The 22,079-nt window shown below is 74.9% G+C and carries 19 protein-coding genes and 1 pseudogene; 11 read left to right on the forward strand and 9 right to left on the reverse strand.

The window, feature by feature from the left end; translation table 11 throughout:
• Positions 1-6 precede the first annotated feature (6 nt).
• The gene (locus OG618_RS34525) at positions 7-2,157 is read right to left on the reverse strand and encodes a bifunctional lysylphosphatidylglycerol flippase/synthetase MprF (RefSeq protein WP_329491571.1); all 2,151 of its coding nucleotides are present in this window, start codon (positions 2,155-2,157) and stop codon (positions 7-9) included.
• Positions 2,158-2,399: 242 nt separating this feature from the next.
• Between OG618_RS34525 and OG618_RS34530 the strand changes: the two genes are divergently transcribed.
• Positions 2,400-3,221: a class I SAM-dependent methyltransferase gene (locus OG618_RS34530; RefSeq protein WP_329491572.1), complete on the forward strand. Its 822-nt coding sequence runs from the start codon at positions 2,400-2,402 to the stop codon at positions 3,219-3,221.
• Here the strand turns inward: OG618_RS34530 and OG618_RS34535 are convergent.
• Complete coding sequence (locus OG618_RS34535; protein ID WP_329491573.1) at positions 3,196-3,375, reverse strand: hypothetical protein; 180 nt, start codon at positions 3,373-3,375, stop codon at positions 3,196-3,198. The two genes, OG618_RS34530 and OG618_RS34535, sit on opposite strands and share 26 nt — an antisense overlap.
• Before the next feature lie 555 nt (positions 3,376-3,930).
• Here OG618_RS34535 and OG618_RS34540 point away from each other — a divergent pair.
• Positions 3,931-5,307 (forward strand): MFS transporter, encoded by a 1,377-nt coding sequence (locus OG618_RS34540; protein WP_329491574.1) that lies wholly within the window; start codon positions 3,931-3,933, stop codon positions 5,305-5,307.
• Positions 5,308-5,369: 62 nt separating this feature from the next.
• Here OG618_RS34540 and OG618_RS34545 read toward each other — a convergent pair whose 3' ends face one another.
• A complete protein-coding gene (locus OG618_RS34545) occupies positions 5,370-6,314 on the reverse strand; it encodes an MBL fold metallo-hydrolase (protein WP_329491575.1) in 945 nt (314 codons plus the stop codon).
• A gap of 143 nt (positions 6,315-6,457) precedes the next feature.
• The gene (locus OG618_RS34550; protein WP_329491576.1) at positions 6,458-7,936 is read right to left on the reverse strand and encodes an FAD-dependent monooxygenase; all 1,479 of its coding nucleotides are present in this window, start codon (positions 7,934-7,936) and stop codon (positions 6,458-6,460) included.
• Between the two features lie 102 nt (positions 7,937-8,038).
• On the opposite strand from OG618_RS34550, the gene OG618_RS34555 reads away from it, so the two are divergent.
• Complete coding sequence (locus tag OG618_RS34555; RefSeq protein WP_329491577.1) at positions 8,039-8,668, forward strand: TetR/AcrR family transcriptional regulator; 630 nt, start codon at positions 8,039-8,041, stop codon at positions 8,666-8,668.
• A 176-nt stretch (positions 8,669-8,844) separates the two neighbouring features.
• Here OG618_RS34555 and OG618_RS34560 read toward each other — a convergent pair whose 3' ends face one another.
• The gene (locus tag OG618_RS34560) at positions 8,845-9,288 is read right to left on the reverse strand and encodes an SRPBCC family protein (RefSeq protein WP_329491578.1); all 444 of its coding nucleotides are present in this window, start codon (positions 9,286-9,288) and stop codon (positions 8,845-8,847) included.
• A gap of 361 nt (positions 9,289-9,649) precedes the next feature.
• Positions 9,650-10,459 carry an alpha/beta fold hydrolase gene (locus tag OG618_RS34565; protein WP_329491579.1) on the reverse strand — a complete coding sequence of 270 codons (810 nt, stop codon included), beginning with the start codon at positions 10,457-10,459 and terminating at the stop codon, positions 9,650-9,652.
• A 419-nt stretch (positions 10,460-10,878) separates the two neighbouring features.
• Here OG618_RS34565 and OG618_RS34570 point away from each other — a divergent pair, with 419 nt between their 5' ends.
• Both OG618_RS34570 and OG618_RS34575 read left to right on the forward strand, forming a co-directional pair.
• A complete protein-coding gene (locus OG618_RS34570) occupies positions 10,879-11,922 on the forward strand; it encodes a serine protein kinase RIO (RefSeq protein ID WP_329491580.1) in 1,044 nt (347 codons plus the stop codon).
• Between the two features lie 251 nt (positions 11,923-12,173).
• Positions 12,174-13,010, forward strand: coding sequence for an NPP1 family protein (locus OG618_RS34575; protein WP_329491581.1), 837 nt, complete (start codon positions 12,174-12,176; stop codon positions 13,008-13,010).
• Between the two features lie 44 nt (positions 13,011-13,054).
• Here the strand turns inward: OG618_RS34575 and OG618_RS34580 are convergent.
• Positions 13,055-13,261 (reverse strand): annotated as a pseudogene (locus OG618_RS34580) (LLM class flavin-dependent oxidoreductase); the annotation flags it as partial.
• A 175-nt stretch (positions 13,262-13,436) separates the two neighbouring features.
• On the opposite strand from OG618_RS34580, the gene OG618_RS34585 reads away from it, so the two are divergent.
• From OG618_RS34585 to OG618_RS34595, 3 genes are read left to right on the forward strand one after another with little or no spacing between them, the layout of a single operon-like run.
• Positions 13,437-13,646, forward strand: a complete 210-nt coding sequence (locus OG618_RS34585) for a hypothetical protein (RefSeq protein ID WP_329491583.1) — start codon at positions 13,437-13,439, stop codon at positions 13,644-13,646.
• Complete coding sequence (locus OG618_RS34590; RefSeq protein ID WP_329491584.1) at positions 13,633-15,042, forward strand: amidase; 1,410 nt, start codon at positions 13,633-13,635, stop codon at positions 15,040-15,042. Before OG618_RS34585 ends, OG618_RS34590 begins: the two co-directional genes overlap by 14 nt.
• A gap of 29 nt (positions 15,043-15,071) precedes the next feature.
• Positions 15,072-15,629 (forward strand): TetR/AcrR family transcriptional regulator, encoded by a 558-nt coding sequence (locus OG618_RS34595; protein ID WP_329491585.1) that lies wholly within the window; start codon positions 15,072-15,074, stop codon positions 15,627-15,629.
• A 57-nt stretch (positions 15,630-15,686) separates the two neighbouring features.
• Here OG618_RS34595 and OG618_RS34600 read toward each other — a convergent pair whose 3' ends face one another.
• Positions 15,687-16,568: an NAD(P)H-binding protein gene (locus OG618_RS34600; RefSeq protein WP_329491586.1), complete on the reverse strand. Its 882-nt coding sequence runs from the start codon at positions 16,566-16,568 to the stop codon at positions 15,687-15,689.
• 324 nt (positions 16,569-16,892) lie between these two features.
• Positions 16,893-17,315, reverse strand: a complete 423-nt coding sequence (locus tag OG618_RS34605) for a carboxymuconolactone decarboxylase family protein (RefSeq protein ID WP_329491587.1) — start codon at positions 17,313-17,315, stop codon at positions 16,893-16,895.
• A 179-nt stretch (positions 17,316-17,494) separates the two neighbouring features.
• On the opposite strand from OG618_RS34605, the gene OG618_RS34610 reads away from it, so the two are divergent.
• The 3 genes from OG618_RS34610 to OG618_RS34620 all read left to right on the forward strand — a co-directional run bounded on the left by OG618_RS34610 (position 17,495) and on the right by OG618_RS34620 (position 22,076).
• Positions 17,495-18,364 (forward strand): metalloregulator ArsR/SmtB family transcription factor, encoded by an 870-nt coding sequence (locus OG618_RS34610; RefSeq protein WP_329491588.1) that lies wholly within the window; start codon positions 17,495-17,497, stop codon positions 18,362-18,364.
• Positions 18,365-18,388: 24 nt separating this feature from the next.
• Entirely contained in the window at positions 18,389-19,003 is a 615-nt protein-coding gene (locus OG618_RS34615) for a dihydrofolate reductase family protein (RefSeq protein ID WP_329491589.1), read from the forward strand.
• 181 nt (positions 19,004-19,184) lie between these two features.
• A complete protein-coding gene (locus OG618_RS34620; protein ID WP_329491590.1) occupies positions 19,185-22,076 on the forward strand; it encodes a hypothetical protein in 2,892 nt (963 codons plus the stop codon).
• Positions 22,077-22,079: the final 3 nt, after the last annotated feature.

The following is a 22,079-nucleotide window of genomic DNA, read 5'->3' on the forward strand; positions in this document are numbered from 1 at the left end:
TTCCCGTCAGCCGTGGTGCGCGGGGACCTTGAGCAGGTCGCGCATCGTGGCGGAGGGCAGGTAGCAGCGCAGCAGGGCCAGCCCGATCCGGGGCAGGTCGGCCTCGTCGCGGTAGAGCAGGAACATCGGCTCGTAGCGCGGCTGGAACTTCGCCTTGAAGGAGTGCAGCGAGCGGAAGCCGTAGTACGGCTCCATGGCCGCGCCCAACTGGTCGAGGATCCGGTCCAGCACGGTAGGTGCGTGGGTGGGGCCGGTGCGTGCCAGCGGCGCGCCGGAGAGCGAGAGGTAGTGCGCGCCGTCGTCGCGCAGGGCGAGGCAGCTGGAGGCGATCATGAACTCGACGACCGGCCGGAAGCCCTCGCGGCGGCGGCGCATCATGTCCAGGGTCCAGCCCTGCGGGACCCCGTCCGGGCCGTACACCGGCATCCACGAGGTCACCCCGTGGAGGTGTTCGTCGCCCTCCAGCGCCAGGCCGACCCGCATCCGCGGATCCATCGCCTCCTCCACGCCGCCGAGCGTGAAGCCCATCTCCGGCAGCCCCATGTCACCGACCCACTCCTCGGAGATGCCGCGGACCTGGGACAGCACCGGTCGCGGCTGTTCGGCGAGGGCGCCGAGCCGGTACTCGACGCCGTCCTTCCTGGCGCGGTTCAGGGCGGTGCGCACGTCCTGCCAGGCCTTGCCGCGGAACTCCAGGTCCGGCAGGTCGATCACGGTGTCCTCGGCGACCTGGACGGACCGCCAGCCCAGCGCGTCGGTGGCCCCGGCGGCCCGGGCGGTGGCGGAGAACAGGCACGGGACCAGCCCCGCGCGGTCGCACATCTCGGCGAAGCGGGTGATCGTCCGGCCTCGGTCGTCCGGTGCTCCCACCGGATCGCCCAGCGCGACCGCGACGCCGGCGTGGGCCCGGTAGGCGATGTAGCTCCCGTCGTCGCCCTCGGGGAAGAAGTAGGAGTTGTCCGGCCAGGTGGTCATCCAGGAGAGGTTCGCCCCGCCGCGGTGGACCAGCAGGTCCGCGGCCCGGGTGCGCGGGTCCCCGTCGGACGCCGGCGCGGCTGCGGGCGCCGACTCGGCACCGGGCACCTGGGCCCGGCCGCGCGGCCGCCTGGCCCGGAACGCCTCCCGGCCGGCGATCAGCACCACCAGCTCGGCCGTCCACACCACCGAGGTGGGGACGAACACCGCCGCGCCGGTGACCGTGACCTGCTCGTCGAGCGCCTTGCCGATCAGGTACGCGACCGCCACGAACAGGCCCAGCAGCGCGTTCAGCGCGCAGAGCAGCACCGTCCAGCGCCAGGCGGTGCGGCGCCCCCGGCGCAGCCCGTTGACCAGCAGGGCGATCAGCGCCACCGAGAGCAGCACCTGCCAGCCCGGTCCGCCCAGCCCTCTGGTCTCCCCGACCGGACCGCTGCCCGGTACCAGCCAGACGACCAGCAGGATCGCCGCGATCAGGACCAGGCCCGCCACCGCGAGCAGCCGCCACTCCCGGCGGCTGAGCCGGCCGGAGGTCCGGGCCGCGCCCGGGACCCGCAGCCAGTGGGTCGCCACGAGGCCGCCGGCGACCGCCAGCGCGTGCTCCAGGTCGTCGAGCCCTCCGACGTACAGCAGCGAGACGCCGGCGTAGGCGGCCAGGGCCAGCCGCAGCCGCTGCCGCCACGGCGAGGCGAGGGCCGCCGAGGCCACCGCGCCCGCGCAGAGCGCGCCCGCCGAGATGCCGACGTCGACGGTGCCGGCCAGGTCCTTCGCCCAGGTCCACGCGGTGTGCCGGAGGGCGAACAGCAGCAGGGCGGCCAGCAGGACGGCGCCGAGCTGGCCGGCCACCGTCACCGCGGCGGTCCAGCGCGTGCCGAGCCTCGCCTCGGCGAGGCCGCAGAGCAGCACGACGGCGACGAGCACCGGGAGGTAGTCGATCGGTGTCGAGCAGAACAGCGGACCGGTGGCCAGGGTCCACCAGCGGCCCTTCTCGAACGAGGGCAGGCCGTACGCGACGTTCGCGTACCACGACCGGTCGGACGTCGCGTCCCACAGGCCGCCCACGGCCAGCCCGACCACCAGCACCACCACGGCGGTGGCGACGGTGAAGGGGAAGCGCCGCAGCGCGGCGGTGACCGCGGGCAGGACGTCACGCCGCCACCGCGGCTCTGATTCTCCCGGCACCTCGCACCTCCGCACGGTGTGGCCGACACCCCCGCCTCGGGCCCGGAGCCTCCTTGCTCAGCGTAGCCGGATTCGGCGGACGGGGCCGGGCGGGGAGACCGGACCGGGGCGGGCCCGTCCGGGCGACGGGACGGCCGCCCTTCGCTAGGCTCGGCGGTATCCGCGGCCCCGGTCACGGCCGGTCGGCCGGCGGTGTGCCAGGGCGCCCCCGGCGCCACGACGGCATGACGGGAGGACACCGGATGTCCACCGACCCGGTCGCGCCGGGCCCGGCCGGAGCCGACGGCGGGTACGGCGAATCCCTCTTCGAACCCTGGCAGCCCGGCGAGGGCGAACGCATCGATCTCGGCTCCCTCGCCTACGACCACGTCACCCGCGCCCGGCTGCGCGCCCTCGGGGTCGGCGCGGGAGTGCGTTGCTGCGAGGTGGGAGCCGGTACCGGCACGATCGCGCGCTGGCTGGCGACCGCGGGCGGGGCCGGCGAGGTCCTCGCCGTCGACCGGGACACCCGCTTCGTCGAACCGTTCGCGGGCGGGGCGCTGCGGACGCTCACGGCGGACGTCTCCTCGCCCGACTTCGACCCCGGCGGCCGGTTCGACCTGGTGCACGCGCGCTTCGTGCTGATGCACCTGCCGGAACGGCACCGCGTCCTGGCCCGCCTGCGGGACCTTCTCGTCCCGGGCGGGTACCTCGTCCTCGGGGACCCGGTCGACCTCACCACGGCCGCGCCGCCGGACACCCCGTACCGGCTCGCGATGCGGGCGATGTGGCGGGCGCTGCGGACGTCCATCGGCACGGACATCAGCTGGACCCCCGACTGTCCGCGGCTGCTGCGCGACCTCGGGCTGTCCGAGGTCGGCGCGGAGGTGTTCGTGCCCGCCCTGGTCGCGGACGCCCCGATCACCGCGTTCTGGCTGGACACCTGGGACCGCACCCGCGAGGCCATGCTCGCCACCGGCCTCGTCGACGCCGGGCTCCTCGACGAGGCGCGGGAGTCCCTCGCCACGGGCACCGTCGCGGACCTCTCGCCCGGCCTGGTCACCAGCTGGGGGCGGCTGCCCTGAGCGGCGCCCGCCCGGGGGCCGCCATCAGGAACGGCACGGCCAGCGCCGTCCGGTGACGGACCGCCGTGTGCGGCCGCCGCAGCGCGACGGCCAGGTCGTACCCGTGGCCGAGCATATGGGTGATCAGGTACGAGGCCGGCGTGGCCAGGTCCATCGGTCCGAGCGGGTTCAGCCCCCCGGTCGACGCGGGCCCCTCGTCGGACTGTCCGTCAGAGCGTTCGCCCCGAGGGCGTGGCGAATGCTCGCCCGAGGTCCGGTCGCCACCATCGGCCGACCGCTACCGGCGGGTTGGGTGCCCGGCGTGCGGTGGCGGGGGCCGGTCGGGCCGGACCCGCTGTCCGGGGCCCCGTTGACGATCCGTGGAAGCTGCCCGCCGCCATCACATATCAGGCAATTAAGACATTTGCCGTGTTCGGGTGAGAAGTGTCACCCGGTCCGCCCGGCCGGAGCGCGCGGAGCGGTGCTTCCCGGGCCTGGCAGGCCGAAGCCCCCGCCGCACGGGTCCCAGGGCCCGTCCGGTTCGGGACCAAGGGCCCGGAACCGGCGGACCTTCGTCCCCGTCGGGACCGGTTCGGAGCGGGCAACCGTGGACGGTCGCCCGGTGGGTCCGGGTGACGGGGTCGTCCGACCGGGCGGCCCCGACTTCTGCCGTCTACCAGGCGCACGGAGTGCGGGAGCACTGCCGTACGCCCCGGAGGACCCGAATTCCATGTCCCGAACCATCGACAACGCCCCGTATACCGCCTTCCACCGGAGACTGGCCCTGGCCTGTTCCGGTGGGCCCCTGCTGGACGGTTACATCCTGAGCATCGTCGGCGTGGCCCTGATCGGGATGCGTCCCGAGCTCGGCCTCTCCACCGCCGAGGTCAGCCTGATCGGCGCCGCCGCCCTGGTCGGCATGTTCGTCGGAGGCGCGCTGTTCGGCGTGCTGACCGACAAGATCGGCCGGGAGGTGATGTACACCGCCGACCTGCTGGTGATGGTCGTCTGCTCGGTGCTCTCCTTCTGGGTCGACCAGGTGTGGGCGATCGCCGTGCTGCGCTTCGTGCTCGGCCTGGCCGTGGCCGCCGACTACCCGATCGCGACCTCGCTGCTCGCCGAGTGGCTGCCGGCCCGCCACCGCGGGCGGCTGCTCGGCCAGCAGATCATCGCCTGGTACGCCGGTTCCGTCCTCGCCTACCTGACGGGCTACCTGTTCCTTCGGATCGGCGGGAACGGCAGCTGGCGCTGGATGCTGGCCAGCTCCGCGGTGCTCTGCGTGGTGTTCCTGGTGATCCGGCGCGGGTCGCCCGAGTCGCCGCGCTGGCTGGCCGCCCACGGGCGGGTAGGGGACGCGGTGCGCGTGGTCGAAAAGCACCTGGGCGTCCGGGTCGACGGGCGGGAACTGATGCCCGACCCGGCCGAGGCGGGCCGTCCCAGCGGCCTGCGGCTGCTGATGACCGAGCCCTACCGGCGCCGCACGCTCTTCTGCGGGCTGTTCTTCCTCTGCCAGGTCGGCCCGCTCTTCGCGATGCTGACCTTCGGCCCGCAGATCCTGGCCTCCTTCGGCATGCCGGGCGGCACCGTGCTCGACACCCTCGGTACGGCCCTGGTGAGCCTGGTCTTCCTGCTGGGCTGCTTCCCGGCGCTCCGGCTGATCGACACCTGGGGCCGTCGTCCGGTGATCATCTGGTCGTTCGCCCTGATGATCGTGCCGCTCGCCCTGCTGGGTGTCTGGCCGGCCGCCCCCGCGGCCGTCGCCGTCATCGCGCTGTGTGCCTACGCGTTCCTGTGCGGCGGCCCGAACGTGCTCGACTGGACCTACCCGAACGAACTCTTCCCGACCGAGATCCGGGCGACGGCGGTCGGTGTCGCGACCTCGGTGAGCCGGATCGGCGCGGCCGTGGGCACGTACCTGCTGCCGCTGTCGCTCAGCGGCCTCGGGACCGGGCCGACCATGCTGATCGCGGCCGGTACCACGGCGGTCGGCCTGCTGGTGTGCGTCCTGTGGGCCGAGGAGACGCGCGGCACCGGCCTGGGGGCGGCCTCGGCCGCCGGCCCCGCGTCGGCCGCGCCGGCCCGGCCGACCCCTGAGCCGGTCGGCTGACGGCCGGGCGTCGTAGTCCTGCCGGAGTGGGACGTCGGCCCGTCCGACGTCCCACTCCGGCGTCAGCGCGTCGTACGGGGGGTGCCGGGGACGGACTCCAGCCGGTAGGCGTCGCCGTGGGCGACCACCCGGCCGGCGGTGGGCGGGGGGAAGTGGGTGCCGAGGACCAGCGTGCCGGTGCCGGCGAGCGACTCCAGCAGGGACCGCCGGGTCGCCCGCGACCGGGCGGGGTCGATGTCGACGCAGCTGCCGATGGCCGGGTGGGCGAACTGGACCGGGTGGTGGACGCAGTCCCCGGTGACGAGGGCCGCGCCGCCCTCGCCGGACAGCTCGACGGCCAGGTGGCCCGGGGTGTGGCCGGGCGTGGGGAGCAGCCGCAGGCCGGGGGCGACCTCGGCGCCGCCCGCCGGGACGTCGACCAGGTCGAGCAGCCCGGCCTCCGCCACCGGGTCCACCGAGTCGCGGAACATCCGGCGGCGCGGCTCGTCCATCTCCCGGCCGGCCCAGAACTCGCGCTCGGTGCGCGAGGTGAGGTAGCGGGCGTTGGGGAAGGTGGGGACCCACGCCCCGTTCCCGTCGGCGCGGGTGTTCCAGCCGACGTGGTCGGTGTGCAGGTGGGTGAGGATCACGAGGTCGACGTCGGCGGGCGGGTACCCGGCGGCGGTCAGCCGGTCGAGGTAGTCGGTGTCGAGGTCGTGCCAGGCCGGGTTGGCGCGGTCCTTGCCGTTGCCGATCCCGGTGTCCACCAGGACCTTCAGACCGCCGACGGTGAACGCGAAGGTGTGGCTGTCGATCAGCAGCCGGCCGGCCGGGTCGGCGAAGTCGGGGCGCAGCCAGTCCTGCCCGCGCACGACCTCGGGCGTGGCGTCCGGCAGGAGCCACTGCCCGGTGTCGGGCGGCAGGGGGATCTCGTCGATCCGGTGCACGGTGAGGTCGCCGACGGTCCAGGCCGGGATGGTGCCGATGGCGGGTGAAGCACCGCGCGGGTCGTCGGACGTCGTGTGCATGGACCGGGGTTCCCTTCGTACGGGTGGCGTCGTCGCGGCGGCGGGAGCCGTTAAAGCTCCGCCTTTGCGTTAGTCGATCGTAGATCACGCCGGGTCGCTAACGCAACGTCTTCGCTTTTAGGGCCACGGCGCTGGCCGGGTGGCTACCGCAGGGCCGCCAGGTGGTCGAGCACCTCCTGGCGGGCCGTCGCGGGGGCGAGGAGGGCGAGGTGGTTGTCCGGTCGGACGAGGGCGAGGGTGTCGGTGGCGATCCCGTAGGTCCGGTGGGCGTCGCCGGAAGGGTCGTCGAGCAGGACGGGCCGGACGTGGGCCGGGAGTCCGGCGAGTGCGGGGCGGGTTCCGGGACCGAAACCGAGCAGGGTGTAGTGGTCGCCGGCGAAGTGCTCGAAGAGTCGGGCCGGCCTGCCGTCGGGGCCGGTGAAGACGGCGTCCGGGGCCCGGTCGCCGGCCCGGAGCGGGCCGTCGGGACCGGGGGCCGCGAGCCGGCTCCATCGGTAGCCGAGCGAGAGGCCGGTGAGGTCGCCCACCCGGCCGGCCTCGACGCCCACGCCCGGAGTGCCGATGCCCGCCATGACGTTGGTCATGCCGGCCGTGGTGACGTCGAGCGTCCAGGCGGCGACCGGCCTGCGTTCCTCCTGGTAGGTGTCCAGCAGGGCCGGTGCGGCGAGGCCGCGCAGGACGTGCCCGAGCTTCCAGGCGAGGTTCCAGGCGTCCTGGATGCCGGTGTTCATGCCGAGCCCGCCGGCGGTGGGGTGGACGTGCGCGCAGTCGCCGGCCAGCAGGACCCGCCCCCTGCGGTACTCCTCGGCGATCCGGACGTTGACCCGCCAGGTGGAGAGCCAGGTGGCGTTGGTCAGCGCGAGGTCCGTCCGACCGGTGTGCAGGGCGGCCAGCCGCCGGAAGCTCTCCAGGGAGGGGGCGACCGCCCGGCCGTCGGCGTCCGTCTCCGGGCTCGCCTGGAGCTGCCAGCGGCGGGTGCCCTCGAAGGGGCAGAGCATGAACACGCCCTGCGGGCCGAACCACTGGTGCCAGGCGCCGCGGTCGAGGCCCTCGACCTCGACGTCGCCGCAGACCATGAGCGGCTCCGGGTCGCCCTCGCCGACGAACGGTATCCCCAGCAGCTTGCGCACGGTGGAGCGGCCGCCGTCGCAGGCGACCAGGTACTCGGCGGAGATCCGTCCGCCGTCCGCGAGGTGGACCTCCACGCCCTCGTCGTCCTGGGTGAAGTCCACGAGTTCGGTGGCGAGTTCGACCGTCACCCCGTACTCGGCCAGCTTCTCGCGCAGCAGTCGCTCGACTCGCCTCTGCGGCAGCCACAGGCTCGCCGGGTAGGGGGTGGCCGTGCTGCGGCGGGCGCCGGCGAACGGTTCGGTCTCGTTGACGAACTCGCCGCCGAAGTACTTGCGGAACGGGAGGTGCGTGCGGCCGGCGGCCGCCAGCCGCTCGCCGAGCCCCAGGTCGGCGAGGACCTCCAGGCTCCGCGGGTTGAGCGTCTTGCCGCGTGAGCCGGTGTGGAACGCGGCCGCCTTCTCGACGACCCGCACGGCGACCCCCTGCCGTGCCAGCCCGCAGGCCAGTGTCAGTCCGGTCGGTCCCGCCCCCACGATCACCACGGTTGTCATGGTGTGCCCGCCCTTCCGTCTCGTCGGTGATGCACACCAGCAAACTGCAACTCGGTAAGAAAAGCAACCGAGTAACAAACATTTCCTGGTTATGATCGAGTCATGAGCGAGTCGGACACGGGTCTGCGGACCCTCAAGAAGCAGCGCACGCGGCAGGCCATCGCGGAGGCGGCGATCGCCCTGTTCCTGGCCCGCGGGTTCGACCAGGTCTCGGTGGCCGAGATCGCCGCCGCCGCCGAGGTCTCCAAGCCCACCCTCTTCCGCTACTTCGGCAGCAAGGAGGAGCTGGTCCTGCACCGTTTCGCCGACCACCTCGGCGAGGCCGGACGGGTGGTGCGCGCCCGCCCGACCGGGACCACCCCGCTGGACGCGCTGGAGCGCCACCACCTGGAGCGGCTGGCCGCGCGCGACCCCAGCAGCGGGCTGACGGACAGCCCCGAGGTGCTGGCCTTCCTCCGGCTGGTCTACGAGACCCCCAGCCTCTCCGCCCACCTCTTCGACTACCTCGACGCCGACACCCGCGCGCTCGCCGAGGCGCTGGGCCCGGACGGGAACGTCACCGCCCGGCTGCTCGCGGCCCAGTACACGGCGGTGCGCCAGGTCCTCGCCCACGCCACCTGGGCGAGGCTCGCCGAGGGGCAGGACGTCGGCGAGGTGGCCGTGCTGGCCGCCGCGGAGACGGCCGAGGCGTTCGCCCTGCTGCGCGACGGCGCCGCCGCCCGCGGATTCTGAGCCCGGCGCGCGGGCGGCGGCCCCACCCGGGGCCGGTCGGCCGCCCGGCTCGCGGCGGTGGTGAGGTCCGGGTCGTGCTCCTGGGCGTCGCGGTCGCTACCCCGCCTGCGCGCTGCTCACGGCCGCCGCGGAGTCGCCGGCCGGGCGTGGCCGGGGAATCCGGCCCCGCGCCGCGGTCAGGAGCCGGCGCTCCCGGGGGCGGCCCCGCGGTTCTCGACGAAGTGCTTGAAGCGCCGCAGGTCACCGCTGACCATCCGGTCGAGCACGCCCAGCTTGTCCGCGGCCTTCTCGGCGAATCCGGTGGGCTCGAAGTCCATGGTCATCCTGACCCGGGTGTGGGTCGCGTCGATCGGGTGCAGGGAGACCGTGCCGGTGTGCTTCACATTGCTGCTGCTGGTGCGCCAGGACACCCGTTCGTCGGGGACCCGTTCGACGATCTCGGTCTCGAACTCGCGGGACAGCCCGGCGATCCTGGTCTTCCAGTGGGCGTGCAGGTCGTCCAGCTGCCGGACCTCCTCCACCCCCTCCATGAACTCCGGGAAACGCTCGAAGCTCGTCCACTGGTCGTAGACGACGCGGACCGGCACGTCCACGTCGATCGACTCCTCCACCTTGCTCATCGCCACACCCACCTCGACCTCGTCGGGCGGCCTGCCGGTGGACGGACTCCCCGGGGCGGGTTCCCGCCGACAGCGCCACCACGAATGTCCGTCCTCCGGCGGTCGTCGGCAAGCCGCCCCGCCGGTCCGCCGCGTGTCGGTCGGACGCCCGGACCGTGCGCCGACCGGTGGCTCCCGGCGGCCGGGCGGAAGAGGCCCGCGGGCGTGGGGTTTGGCCCGGCGGAGCGGGGTGAGAAGAGGGCGCGGTGGGTGCGCCCGCCGCGCCCGGACGGTGGCCGTCCCCCCTCGCCCGCCGTCCGGGCCGGGCGGCCCCCGACCACGACCGGCGGGCCCGCGTCCCTGACGCCCGGCGGTGGCGGGCTCAGGAGGCGGGGCCGAGCACGGCGCCGGCGATCAGGCGGGCCACCGCGTCGGGCTGTTCGAGCAGCACCAGGTGCCCGCTGTCGGGGACCACTTCCAGGGTCACCGTGGGGCAGGCCGTCAGTGCGGCCCGTTCGGCGTCGGTGAGCCCCACCTCGTCCCGGTCGCCGCGGACCACCAGGGCCCGGGCGCCGGAGCGGCACAGCCGGGGTACCAGTTGGCCGTGCCGGTCCAGGTACGCGAAGTACTCGATCATGGCCCGGCGGCAGAACGACGCGGAGTTCTTGCCGAGGTCGGCGAGCAGGGCCTCCCGCCGCGACTCCGGAATGCTGTCGGCCAGCGCCTTCGGCGTCAGCCACAGCATCGCCGGCCAGGCCAGCGAGCCGAGCCCGGGGACCCGGCCGATCGCGGCGGCGATCGCCAGCGCTCTGGACTCGTCCGGTCGTGAGAACGTCGGGGAGAGCAGCACCACCGGCCCGGAGAAGTGCCCGCCGGCGACCATCTCCAGCGCGATGTTGGCGCCGATGCTGTGGCCGACCACGGTGGTGCAGCCGTGGTCGGCCGCGAAGGCACCGGTGATCGCCGCGTAGTTCTCCATCGACACGTCCGCGGGTGCGACCGTCCCGGCGTGGCCCGGGACGGTCGCCGCCACCAGCCGGACCGGCGCGCCGGCGAGCGGCGGGGCGGCCATCACGTCCTCGTAGAACGCCGCGCCGCACAGCCCGCCGGGCAGCAGCAGGACCCGGTGCGGGGCGTCGGCCGGACCCGACTCGCGGACGTCCCAGGCGCGGAACTGCGCGGTGCTGTCCATGATTTGACCTCCAGTCTCGTACGACCTCCGGCATTGTTCCGCGCCGTCGGCCGCCCGTCGGCGACCTTGGGCCGTGCGCGGCATGTCGGGCGGCGAGGGGGTGCGTGGTGCGGCACCGGGATGAGGACCGTGACCGGGACCGGACCGGGCCGGAAGGAATTCGGTTGCGCCGATCTTGGAAGTCGCTAAGCTTTCACCGTTCCCGCCGCGGTGTCGCCCGTGGCGTCGCCGCGGCGCTCTCGTGCCGTGGCACGAGGACCGACGTGGAGAAACAGAGGAGGTGCGTACCCATGGTTGCCGCCGTGATGCGGCGCGCCCTCGTGTGCGCGCCAGACGCCTCTTCCTCTCGTCTTTCGCCCACCGGCTGACGACGCCTCACGACTGGCGCATCGGTGGGCCGTTCCTCAGGAGCCACCGCAGTGCGTGAGCGCTTTGCCGACAACGATTCCTTCTCCCGTATCCGCCCCAAGGGCGCACCCCGTCGCGGCCGCCGGTCCGAGCGGGACGGCGACTTCGAGCCCGAGGTGGCCTACCACTTCGAGGCCTTCGAGCCCGCGGGCCACCCGCACGACACCCACGGCGCGGACAGCGCCGACGACTTCGCCGACGCGTACGTCACCGACGATGACACCCCCGACGGCAGCTACGACGACGGCTCGACGCCGGTCGCCGACGGTCCCGCCGAGGGCGATCGCTGGTCCACCTGGGACCAGTCCACCCCCACCGAGAAGGGCCCCGCGCCGCGCCCTGCCTGGGTGGTGACCGAACTCGCGGCCGTGGACACCGAACTCGGGCTGGTCAAGACCGGCAAGGAGGCCGACGTCTTCCTCCTGGAGCGCGGCGTGCCCGGGACCGACCGGCGCACGCTGATGGCGGCCAAGCGCTACCGCGACGCCCAGCACCGGATGTTCCACCGCGACTCCGGCTACCTGGAGGGCCGCCAGCACAAGGAGTCCCGGATCGCCCGGGCCATGGCCAAGCGCACCGCGTTCGGCAAGGAGGCCATCGCCGGCCAGTGGGCGGCCGCCGAGTTCACGGCGCTGTGCCGGCTCTGGTCGGCCGGCGTGGCCGTCCCGTACCCCGTGCAGATCCTGGGCACGGAGATCCTGATGGAGTTCGTCGGCGACGCCGGCGGCACCGCCGCGCCCCGGCTCGCGCAGCTGCGCGCCGAGGAGGTGGACGTCGAGGACCTGTGGGAGCAGCTCGGCCGCAACCTGTCGCTGCTCGCCGTCGACGGCTACGCGCACGGCGACCTCTCGGCGTACAACATCCTGGTCCACGACGGGCGGTTGGTGATCATCGATGTGCCGCAGATCGTGGACGTCGTCGCCAATCCGCGCGGCCGTTCGTTCCTGGAGCGCGACGTGCGCAACGTCGGCGCCTGGTTCGTCTCGCGGGGCCTGCCGGAGCGCCGGGTCGGCGAGCTCGTCGAGGCGCTGACCTTCGACGCGCGCCTGCGGTGAGCGGGCCCGCTCGCCCCTTCCCGGAGTGTCGGGCCGCGCGCCGGCACCCCGGGCGGGGGCCCTCCCGGCGTGCACCCGACTACGTCATTTGACCGAAGGTCAGGCCGCGCCCCGCGCGCACGGGGGCACCGGCTTCCGAATCCCGTCAGTCATTGGACGGATCCGCCCCGGGCGGATCACGGCCATGCTCGATGTGCGCCGCCCCGCAGCTGCCGGGCGGCCCCCATCAACTCCTGACGAAACAGGGAGACATGAACAGTTCCTCGCTGACCGGCCCGGCCACCACGGCCCAGGGCTCCGCGACCGGGCGCGCGACCCGCACCCGGGGCCGGATCGGGACGGTCCTCGGCGCCGGTGTCCTCCTGCTCACCTTCTCCGGGCCGGCCGCCCAGGCCGACTCGCTGCCCAATCTGCCGCAGCGCGCCGGCGGCTACGAGGCTTCGTTCTCGCCCGCCTACGACTACGACGTGGACGGCTGCTACGCCGTCTCGGCCATCGGCCCCGACGGCACCCTCAACCCGGGTCTGAAGACTTCCGGCGCCATCAACGGCAACTGCCACGACCAGTCCGACCTGGACCGGTCCCAGACCTACGCCCGGTCCAAGTGCAACAACGGCTGGTGCGCGATCGTGTACGCCAGCTACTTCGAGAAGGACCAGACGGTCAACGGCTCGGGCGGCCACCGCCACGACTGGGAGCACGTCATCTCCTGGGTCAAGCAGTCGTCCAACCAGGTCGAGTTCCTGACCGTGACCCAGCACGGCGGCCAGGCCACCTACCCGCGCTCGTCGGTGCGCTTCAGCGGCAGCCACCCCAAGGTCGTCTACCACAAGGACGGCCTGCCGGCGCTCACCCACCTGTTCCGGCTGGCCAACAGCAACGACGAGCCGCCGGAGAACCACTACCACAGCTGGCGCCAGCCGCCCATCGTCGACTGGAACGGCTGGCCGAGCACCTGGCTGCGCGACCGGCTCAACAACGCCGACTTCGGCTCGGCGACCATCAAGACCACCGACAAGGACGACCGCTTCCGCAACCTGCTCAACGCCTCCAAGCCCGGCGGCATCCCCTTCAACCCCTGGGCGTGACGCCACCGGGCCCGGGCACCGCACGGTGCCCGGGCCCGGCCGCGTCAGCCCCCGCGCTTCCAGAGCCCCCGGTCGGCGAGGAGCGGCAGGACGTTCTCGCCGGCCCAGTACGCCTCCTCCAGGTGCGGCGCCCCGGAGAGGACGAACTCGTCGATGCCCAGCCGGTGGTACTCCTCGATCCGGGCGGCCACCTCGTGATGGCCGCCGACCAGGGCGGTGCCCGCGCCGCCGCGCACCAGGCCGATCCCGGCGGGGGAGGCGGGCGGGTGCGTGGGAGGGGGCGCTGGGCGTGGAAGGGGCTCCTTCGCGGTAAAAGCAATTGATTTGCTTTAGCTGGCCGTAGAACCTACGTTCGGCTAAAGCAAACTGTTAGCTTTTGGGTCGGGAGTGCTTCGCGGCTCCCGACCCGACGAGGAGAGGACACCCATGTCTGCCGCCGAACTGACGCCGCAGGAGGCGGCCCGCTGGGCCGCCCGGGCGGGCCTTCCGTTGCCCGACGACCGGCACGGGCCGGTCGCGGCCACCGCCGACCAGCTCCACGCCGTCGTCGCGGTCCTGCGGGAGCTGGACTTCGGGGACACCCCGCCCGCGATCGCCTACCGCGCGGGAACGGAGCTGTCCGATGCGGCCGTATGAGCTCACCGTCGCCGCCGCGGCCGACGAGATCCGGGCCCGGCGGCTGTCTCCCGTGGAGCTGGTCGGCTCGGTGCTCGACCGCATCGAACAGGTGGAACCGCGGCTCAACGCCTATGTCTCGGTCCTCGCGGAGCAGGCGCGCGGTGCGGCGCGCGAGGCCGAGCACGAAGCGGCGCACGGCCGCTTCCGGGGGGCGCTGCACGGCATTCCGATGGGTCTCAAGGACCTGATCGACGTCGCGGGCACCGCGACCACGGCCAGCTCCCGGGTCCGCGAGGGCCACCGCGCGCAGGCCGACAGCACGGTCGCCGCGCGGCTGACGGCGGCCGGCGCGATCCTGCTCGGCAAGACGCACACCCACGAGTTCGCCTACGGCCTGACCACCCCGCAGACCCACAACGCCCGGGACCGCGCCCGGGTCGCCGGCGGGTCCAGCGGCGGCTCCGCGGTCGCCGTCGCCTCGGGTGCGGCGGCTTTCGCGCTGGGCACCGACACCGGCGGCTCGATCCGGGTGCCGGCCGCGCTCAACGGCGTCGTCGGCCTCAAGCCGACCTACGGCCTCGTCCCCCGGCACGGCGTCACCTCGCTGTCCTGGTCGCTGGACCACGTCGGTCCGATCACCCGCACCGTCGAGGACGCGGCCGTCGTCCTGACGGCGATGGCCGGTCACGACCCGCGCGACCCCGCCTCGCTGGCCGCCGCCGCCGTGGACCACCGGCCCGGCCCGGGCACCGACCTGACGGGGCTGCGGGTCGGCGTGCCGCGCGACTACTTCTTCGACCACCTCGACGCGGAGGTCGAGACCGCCGTCCGGCGCGCCATCGGGCACCTGGCGGATCTCGGTGCGGAGCTCGTCGACGTCGGGATCCCGATGGCTCGCTACATCCGGGCGACCCTCTGGGGGCTGGTGGCGCCGGAGGCCAGCGCGTACCACGAGCGCACCCTGCGGACGGTGCCCGAGCTGTACCAGGCGGACGTCCGGGTCCTCCTGGAGGCCGGCGAGCTGATGACCGCCGGGGACTACCTGCGGGCGCAGCGCTCCCGGACCCTGATGCGGGAGGAGTGGGCCCGTGTGCTGGCCGGGGTCGACGTGATCGCCGCCCCGACGGTCCCGACGACCGCGGTGCGGGCCGGTCAGACGACGGTGACCTGGTCGGACGGCACGTCCGAGGGTGTCGCCGACGCCCTGGTGCGCCTCAGTGCCCCCGCCAACATCACCGGGGTGCCGGCGCTGACCGTCCCGGTCGGCCACGACGCGTCGGGCCTGCCGATCGGGATGCAGCTGCTCGGCCGGCCCCTCGGGGAGCGCCTCCTCCTGCGGGTCGGTCACGCCTACGAGCGGTCGCGGCCGGCCCCCGTGCCGGCGCCGGTCGGTACCGGGGTGGGCGCCCCCTAAACGCAAGGACTGTGCTTTAAGCTGGTCCCATGAGTCGCAAGCAGATGCTGCGCCCCGGCGGTCGCAGCGCCCGGGTCCAGGCGTCGGTGCACACCGCTGTGCGTGAACTCCTCGCCGAGGTCGGCCGCGACGGGCTGACGGTTCCGCTGGTCGCCCAGCGGGCGGGCGTCACCCCGTCGACGGTGTACCGCCGCTGGGGCGATCTGCAGGAGCTGCTGTCGGACGTCGCGGTGGAGCGGCTGCGGCCCGACGCGGAGCCGGCGGACCACGGCGACCTGCGGTCCGACCTGACGGCCTGGGCCGAGCAGTTCCTCGACGAGATGGCGTCCCCGTCGGGGCGTGCCTACATCCGCGACGCCCTGCTCGGCGACCCGGACGGCAGCAACGCCGGCCAGTGCTCGGCCTACGCGGCCGAACAGGTCGACGTCGTGCTGGCCCGGGCGGGCGACCGCGGGGAGGCCGCCCCCGAGGTGGAGACGGTGATGGACCGCGTGGTGGCCCCGATGATGTACCGCATCCTCTTCCGCCCGGCCGGCCTCGATGCCGGATACGCACGCCGGCTCGTCGGGGAGCTCCTCGCCGGGTGACGCGCCGGCTCCGGAGCGGCCCGCCGTTCCTCCGCCCGCTCCCCGCGCGGGCCGCGCTCAGGAGCCGTCGGCGAGCCGGTGCCGGAGGTGGTCGTAGGCCCAGGCGGCGAGCGTGGTCGGCGTGGTGGTCCGGACGCTGCGGTGCTGTTCGGGCGTGAAGTCCGCACGGAGGCCGGTCGACATGCCGAGCACGGCCTCCACCAGCCCCTCGGTCATCCCGGACCGCCTGAGCCCGGCGCGCATGGCGTCGTCGGTGATCCGCTCGACGCCGATCCGCCGGCCGGTCGCGGCGGTGAGGATTCCGGCCACCTGCCGCCAGGTCAGGTCCGCCGGTCCGTGCACCGCCCGCACGCACCGCCCGGACCAGGCGGGGGAGAGCAGACGGGTGGCGGCCACCTCGGCGATGTCGCGCGGTGCCACCCAGGCCATGGGCTGATCGAGGGGGAGGACCACCTGGAGCGTGCCCGCCCGGAGGGAGTCGAGCTGGAGTTCGAGATTGGTGAAGAAGTAGCCGCACCTCAGATGGGTGACGTCGACCCCGAGGTCGTCCAGGGCGGTCTCGGTCCCCGCCAGGCCGTCGATCTCGCCGGCGCCGTGCCGCTTCTCGGCGCCGACACTGCTCTGGAAGACCACCCGGCCGATCCGGTTGCCGGTGACGGCACGGACCACGGCGGCGGTGGCGCGGGCGTAGTCGGCGAGCGGGTCCTCGCCGCCCGTGGTCGGGTCCACCCAGTACAGCGCGTCGACGCCCTCGGTGGCGGCCGCCACCGCCTCGGGGTCGAACTGGTCGACCCGCACGGCGTCCACCTCGCCCCTGACCTCGGGAGCCAGCCGGCCGGGTTCGCGCAGCAGGACGCGCGGCCGGACGCCGGCCCGGATCAGCGTGGCGACGACGTGGCGGCCGACGTTGCCGGTCGGGGTGGTGACGGCGATCTGCATGGGCTTCCTCTCGTCCGGGGGAGGCTCGGCCTCGGGCCGGGCACCTGGGGCGGCCCGAAGCTCCCATCCTTCCTCCGGTGCGGCCGGGGACGCGTTCGACGGGCGCCGCGTGTCGCCGCCTTCCCCGGAGACCCCGGCCGACACCGGGGGAGTCCGGGCACCGTCGGCGACCGTGTCACCAGCCCCGGACGAACGCACGGCCGGGTGCGGGTGGTGTTCCCGGCCCTCGCGCTCCGCTCATGGTGACGCAGGCTGTCGGCGGTGCGGGCCAGGCGGGTCGGGCTCCTGCGCCGGGGCCGGTCCGCCGCCCGCCGCGGCCCGGCCTCAGTCGCCCGTGACCGGCAGGAGGCCGCGTTCGGCGAAGACCTTCTTGGCGACGAAGGTGGCGTTGAGGGCCCTGGGGAAGCCGCAGTAGCCGGCGGAGTGCAGCAGGGCCTCGACGATCTCCTCGGGGGTGAGGCCGACGTTGAGGGAGGCGTTGACGTGGACGTCGAGCTGGGACTCGCAGCCGCCGAGCGCGGTGAGCATCCCCAGGGTCACCAACTGCCGGTCGCGCGGCGCCAGCCCGGGGCGCCGGTAGATCTCGCCGAACCCCCAGGCCACGATCTGGTGGGCGAGTTCGGGGCTGATGTCGGCCAGCGCGTCGACCACCCGCCGGCCGGCCTCGCCGTCGATCCGGGTGAGCGTCTCCAGGCCGCGGTCGTAGCGGTCCTGGCGGGTTTCGGCGGCGTTCGGGGGGATGTCCATGGGGTCACACTCCGTTCCCGGCGGCGCCTCGGCGCCTGCCCGTGGTGTCCGGTCCTCGCCCGACCGTAGGACCTGGAGCGTGCCCGCTCCCGGCTCCGACATGCGGCCGGCCGTCGCGCGCAGGTGCGTCTGGAGATATTCCTTGACACGAATATTCTTTGTGGCGAATACTTCTCCTCATGGAAGCACTCCTCGCCGCACTGGCCGATCCGGCGCGCTGGCGCCTCGTGAGCCTGCTGGCCGAGCGGCCCCGCCCGGTCGGGGTGCTCGCCCGGCTCGCCGAGGCGCGCCAGCCGCAGACGACCAAGCACCTGCAAGCCCTTGAGCGTGCCGGTGTCGTCACCTCCGAGCGCATCGGTCAGCGGCGTGTCTACGCGCTCCGTTCCGCCCCCCTGCGGGAGCTGGCGGCCGAGCTCGCCCGGCTCGCCGACAGCGCGGACCGGCCCGGCGGCCCGGGCGAGACCCACGAGCGCTATGGGCTCGGCGTCCACGCGGAGCGGCGCGCGGCGGGAGAGGCAGGGTGGGCCGACGGCCGCTCGTTCCGGTTCCACCGCGAGCTGCCGGGGCGCCCGGACCTGGTCTGGCGCCACCTGGTCGAAGCCGCCCTGCTCGCCCGCTGGTGGACGCCCGACGACCTCCGGGTCTCCGAGCTCGTCTTCGAGGCCCGGCCGGGCGGCCGGATCGTCCAGGAGTACCGCGACATCGAGGACACCGACGGCTCCGGCCCGGTCGCCGGCCGAGCGGAGGGAGTCGTCGAGGACGTCCGCCCGGGCGAGCGCCTCGCCTACCGGCTCTCCCCGCTGCGCCCCGGCGGCGGCACCGCCTTCACCGCCCACGTCGAGCTAGGCCTCCGGCCGACCGGCACTGACCCGGGCACCGGGCTCGACGTCCACTGGCGGATCACCGACAGCACCGTCGACTCGGCGGACTTCGTCGCCGGGATCGAGACCGGCTTCGGCCAGAGCCTCGACAAGCTCGCGGCGGCCCTCACGGCCGCCGACGACGGCCGGCGACGGCGACAGCCACCGACGACAGCCACCGACCACTGACGACAACGACACGAGGAGTACGCAATGACCGAGCAGACCGCAAGCCGCCGGGTCGTCACCAACATGAGCCTCTCCCTCGACGGCCGCTACGCCCGGCGCGACCCCCGGGACATGAGCTGGGTGATGCCCTACGCCCACACCGACGTCGCCCGCGACCACCTGACCGGCCTCTGGGAGCCCGCGACGACCGCCCTGCTCGGGCGGGTCAACGCCGAGGGTTTCCTCGGCTTCTGGCCCACCGTCATCGGTATGCCGGGCGTCGACCCGCGCGACGAGGGCTTCGCGAAGTGGCTCGTCGCCGCCGACAAGGTGGTCCTCTCCGGCACCCTCGGCGAGTCCGCCCCCGGCGGGGCGCCGTGGGAGCGGACGACGGTCGTCGACCGGCCGACCACCGAGGTGGTCGCCGGCCTCAGGGCCACCGGGGGCGGCGACATCCTGGTGCTCTCCAGCGCGAGCGTGATCAAAGCACTGCTGGCGGCCGACGAGGTCGACCGGCTGGCACTCACCGTCTTCCCGGTCTTCCTCGGCGACGGACCGCGCCTGTTCGACGACGGCCTGCCCGCCGCCGAGTGGGCGCTCGTCAGCCAGACCGCGGGGGAGCACGGCACGCTGGCCCTCGTCTACGACCGGATCCGCTGAGCCGGGCGTGTCGCTCCTCCGGGGCGGCCGGCCGGAGTGCCCGTTCGGCCGTGCCGGAGGTGCCTCTTCGGTCCATGCTTCGCCCGGGAACCTTCCGGTCCCGGGCGCTGTTCTGGCACCATCGGCCGCTACTGCGTGACGGACCGTCGGTGACCGCCGTCCTGCCCCGACGGAGGTTCCCGTGACCAGCTCCGACCCCACCCGGCCGGCGAGCCCGGCCCGTCCCGCCCGCCCGGTGACCGCCGGTGCCCACCGGCCGGCCCGGTGGGTGCGGACGAGGCTGCGCACCGGCCCCTGGGCGGCGCTGCTCACCGCCGGACTGGCCTTCGTGCTGGTGTTCCTGGCGGTGGCGATCCCGAGAGTGCTGGACCGCGGCGCGGACGCGGCGCTGCGGGACTTCCTGCACGACCGGGGCCCGCTGGAGACGAGCCTGCTCAGCACCGCTCGCTCCCCGGAGGGCGGCGGGACGGAGGCGGAGCTGGAGGCGGTGGCGGCTCAGCTGGTCGCCCGGGCCGGGGCCGGCCTCCCGGTGGCGCCGTCGGGACCGGTGTTCGGCGCCGAGGCCCTGCTGCGCCACGCGCTGACCACCCCCGGCCTGGACCGCCCGGACGGGCACTCCCCGCCGACCCTGCACCTGCGCTATCTCCACGGCTTCACCGAGCACACCACCCTGGTCGCCGGCGCCTGGCCGTCCGGCGGGAGCAAGGGCGAGCCGATCCCGATCGCGGTGGCCCGCGGCGCGGCGGAGACGATCGGGATCCGGCTCGGTGCGGTCCTCGACGACGACTCGGTGCCCCCGCAGCGGGTGCGGGTGACCGGCCTCTACACCGTCACCGACCCGGCCGAGCCGTACTGGGCCGACCTGCCGTGCACGGGCCGGGCCTGTCTGGAACGCTCGCTCAGCGACCCCGACATCAGGAGCTGGCACACCGCCGCGGTGATCGGGGGCGACGACCTGGGCGCCCTCGGGCGCTGGGGGCGCAACACGCGTGACTTCTGGCGGCTCCCGGTGGACACCGGCGTGCTGCGGGCCGACCGGCTGGCCGGGGTCAGGCACGATGTCGCCGCGTTCCTCACCGGGCCGACGGCCACCGCACTGCTCGCCGCCACCGGCCGCTCCGACCTCTCTACGACGTCCCGGCTGCCCGGCCACCTCGACCGGGCGGCGGCGCGGCAGGCCACGGTCGCGCCGACGGCCCTGATCGGGCCGGCCGCCGTGGCGGGGGTCGCGGGGGTGGTGCTGGCCCTGGCCACCGCGCTCACCACCGACCGGCGCGGCGCGGAACTTCGGCTGCTGAGGGCCCGGGGCGGGTCCGGCACCGGGGTCCTGCTGCGGCTCTGCGGGGAGGGCGCGGTCACCGTCCTGCCGGCGGCCGTCGCGGCCACCGCGTCGGCGCTCTGGCTGTGGCCCACGCCGCGCTGGGCGGCGGCGGTGGCCGCCGCGCTGGTCACCACCGCCCTCGCCCTGCTCGCCGTTCCGGTCCGGGCCGCGCTGCCGCCGGCCGACGGCTCCGGCAGGGCCGCGCGCCGGGGCCGGCTGATCGCCGAACTCGTCGTCCTCGCCCTGACGGTGGCGGCGGTGTCGGGTGTCCGGCGCCGCGGCGTCGCCCCACCGGACGCGGGCCCCGACCTGCTGCTGGTGGCGGCCCCGCTGCTGATCGCCCTCACCGCGGCGCTACTGCTGGCACGCCTGCTGCCCGTCCTCGCGGGCGGCCTGGCCCGGGCGGCCGCCCGTTCCTCCAGCACGGTGGCGTTCCTGGGCCTGGCCCGCGCCGCCCGGGGCTCCGGTGGCCGGGGCGGCCGGCGGTCGCGGCCCTCCGTCCTGCCGCTCCTGGCCCTCGTGCTCGCGGTCACCACCGCCGGCTTCGGCGCGAGCGTGCTGGCGGGCGTCGGGCTCGCCCGGGAGCAGGCCGCGAAGCTCGTGGTCGGGGCGGACGCCTCGGTGGCGGCGCCGGCCGGGATGACCCTGCCGCCCGGGTTCGCCGCGGCCGCCGCAGCGCTGCCGGGGGTCACGGCCGCCACCGCTGTGCGGCTGGAGAGCGAGGCGTTCCTGCTGGAGGGGGTCCCGGGCGTGCGCGCGGGTGTCGACCCGGAGGCCACCCAGGTCACCCTGGTGGTCGCCGAACCCCGGGCCTACGCGCGGATCGCCAGGACTGTCGGGGCGGGCACCTTCGACCCGGCGGCGCTCGACGCGCCGGCCGCGGCGGATCCGGGGGCGCCGCCCGTCCCCGCCCTGTTCAGCGCCGGCCTCGCCCGCCACCTCGGCCCCGGCGGCCACCGGCTGCGACTGCCCAGCGGCGGCGAAGTCCTCACAGCCCACGCCGGCACGGTCGACGCGACCCCCGCCCTGCCCGGCGCCACCCGCCCCTTCATCGTCCTGCCCACCCCCGCCGCCAGCGCCGCGCTGCCGGAACTCGCCCGCATCACCGACTGGTTCGCGCTCGGCCGGATCGACGAGCCGGCCCTGGCCGGCCTGGTCCGCGCGCTGCCGGCCTCCTCCCTCACCGACCCCGCCGCCCCGCCGCCGCCCGGGCCGACCGCCGCCACCGCCGTGGTCGGCAACGACCCCGACGCGCTGCGCAGCGGCTACGTCACCCGGACCAGCGCCGCCGTCGCCGCCGACCTCGCCCAGGACCCCCTCCAGCACGCGGCGGGCCGCCTGTTCGGCCAGGCCCAGGCCGCCGCGGGCGCCTTCACCCTGCTCGCCGTCCTGCTCACACTGCTGCGCGCCGCCCCCGACCGGGCCGCCCTGCTGGCCCGGCTGCGCACCATGGGCCTGCGCTCCCGGCAGGGCCTCGCGCTCGTCCTCGCCGAGACGCTGCCGCAGACCCTGCTGGCCGCGGCCGGCGGCGCCCTGGCCGCGCTAACCGCCGTCGCCGTGCTCGGGCCGGCCGTCGACCTGTCCACCCTGGTCGGCGCCCCGGTGCCGACCGGGTTGCGCCCCGCGGCGGCGCCCCTGCTCCTCCCGGCCGCTGCGCTCGCCGCGCTGACCGCCCTCGCGGTCGTCGCCGAGGCCCTGACCGGCGGCCGCCGCCACCTCACCACCCACCTACGACTCGGCGACCGGCCCTGAGCC

Origin of the sequence: Kitasatospora sp. NBC_01246 (assembly GCF_036226505.1) — a bacterium.
GTDB lineage: Bacteria > Actinomycetota > Actinomycetes > Streptomycetales > Streptomycetaceae > Kitasatospora.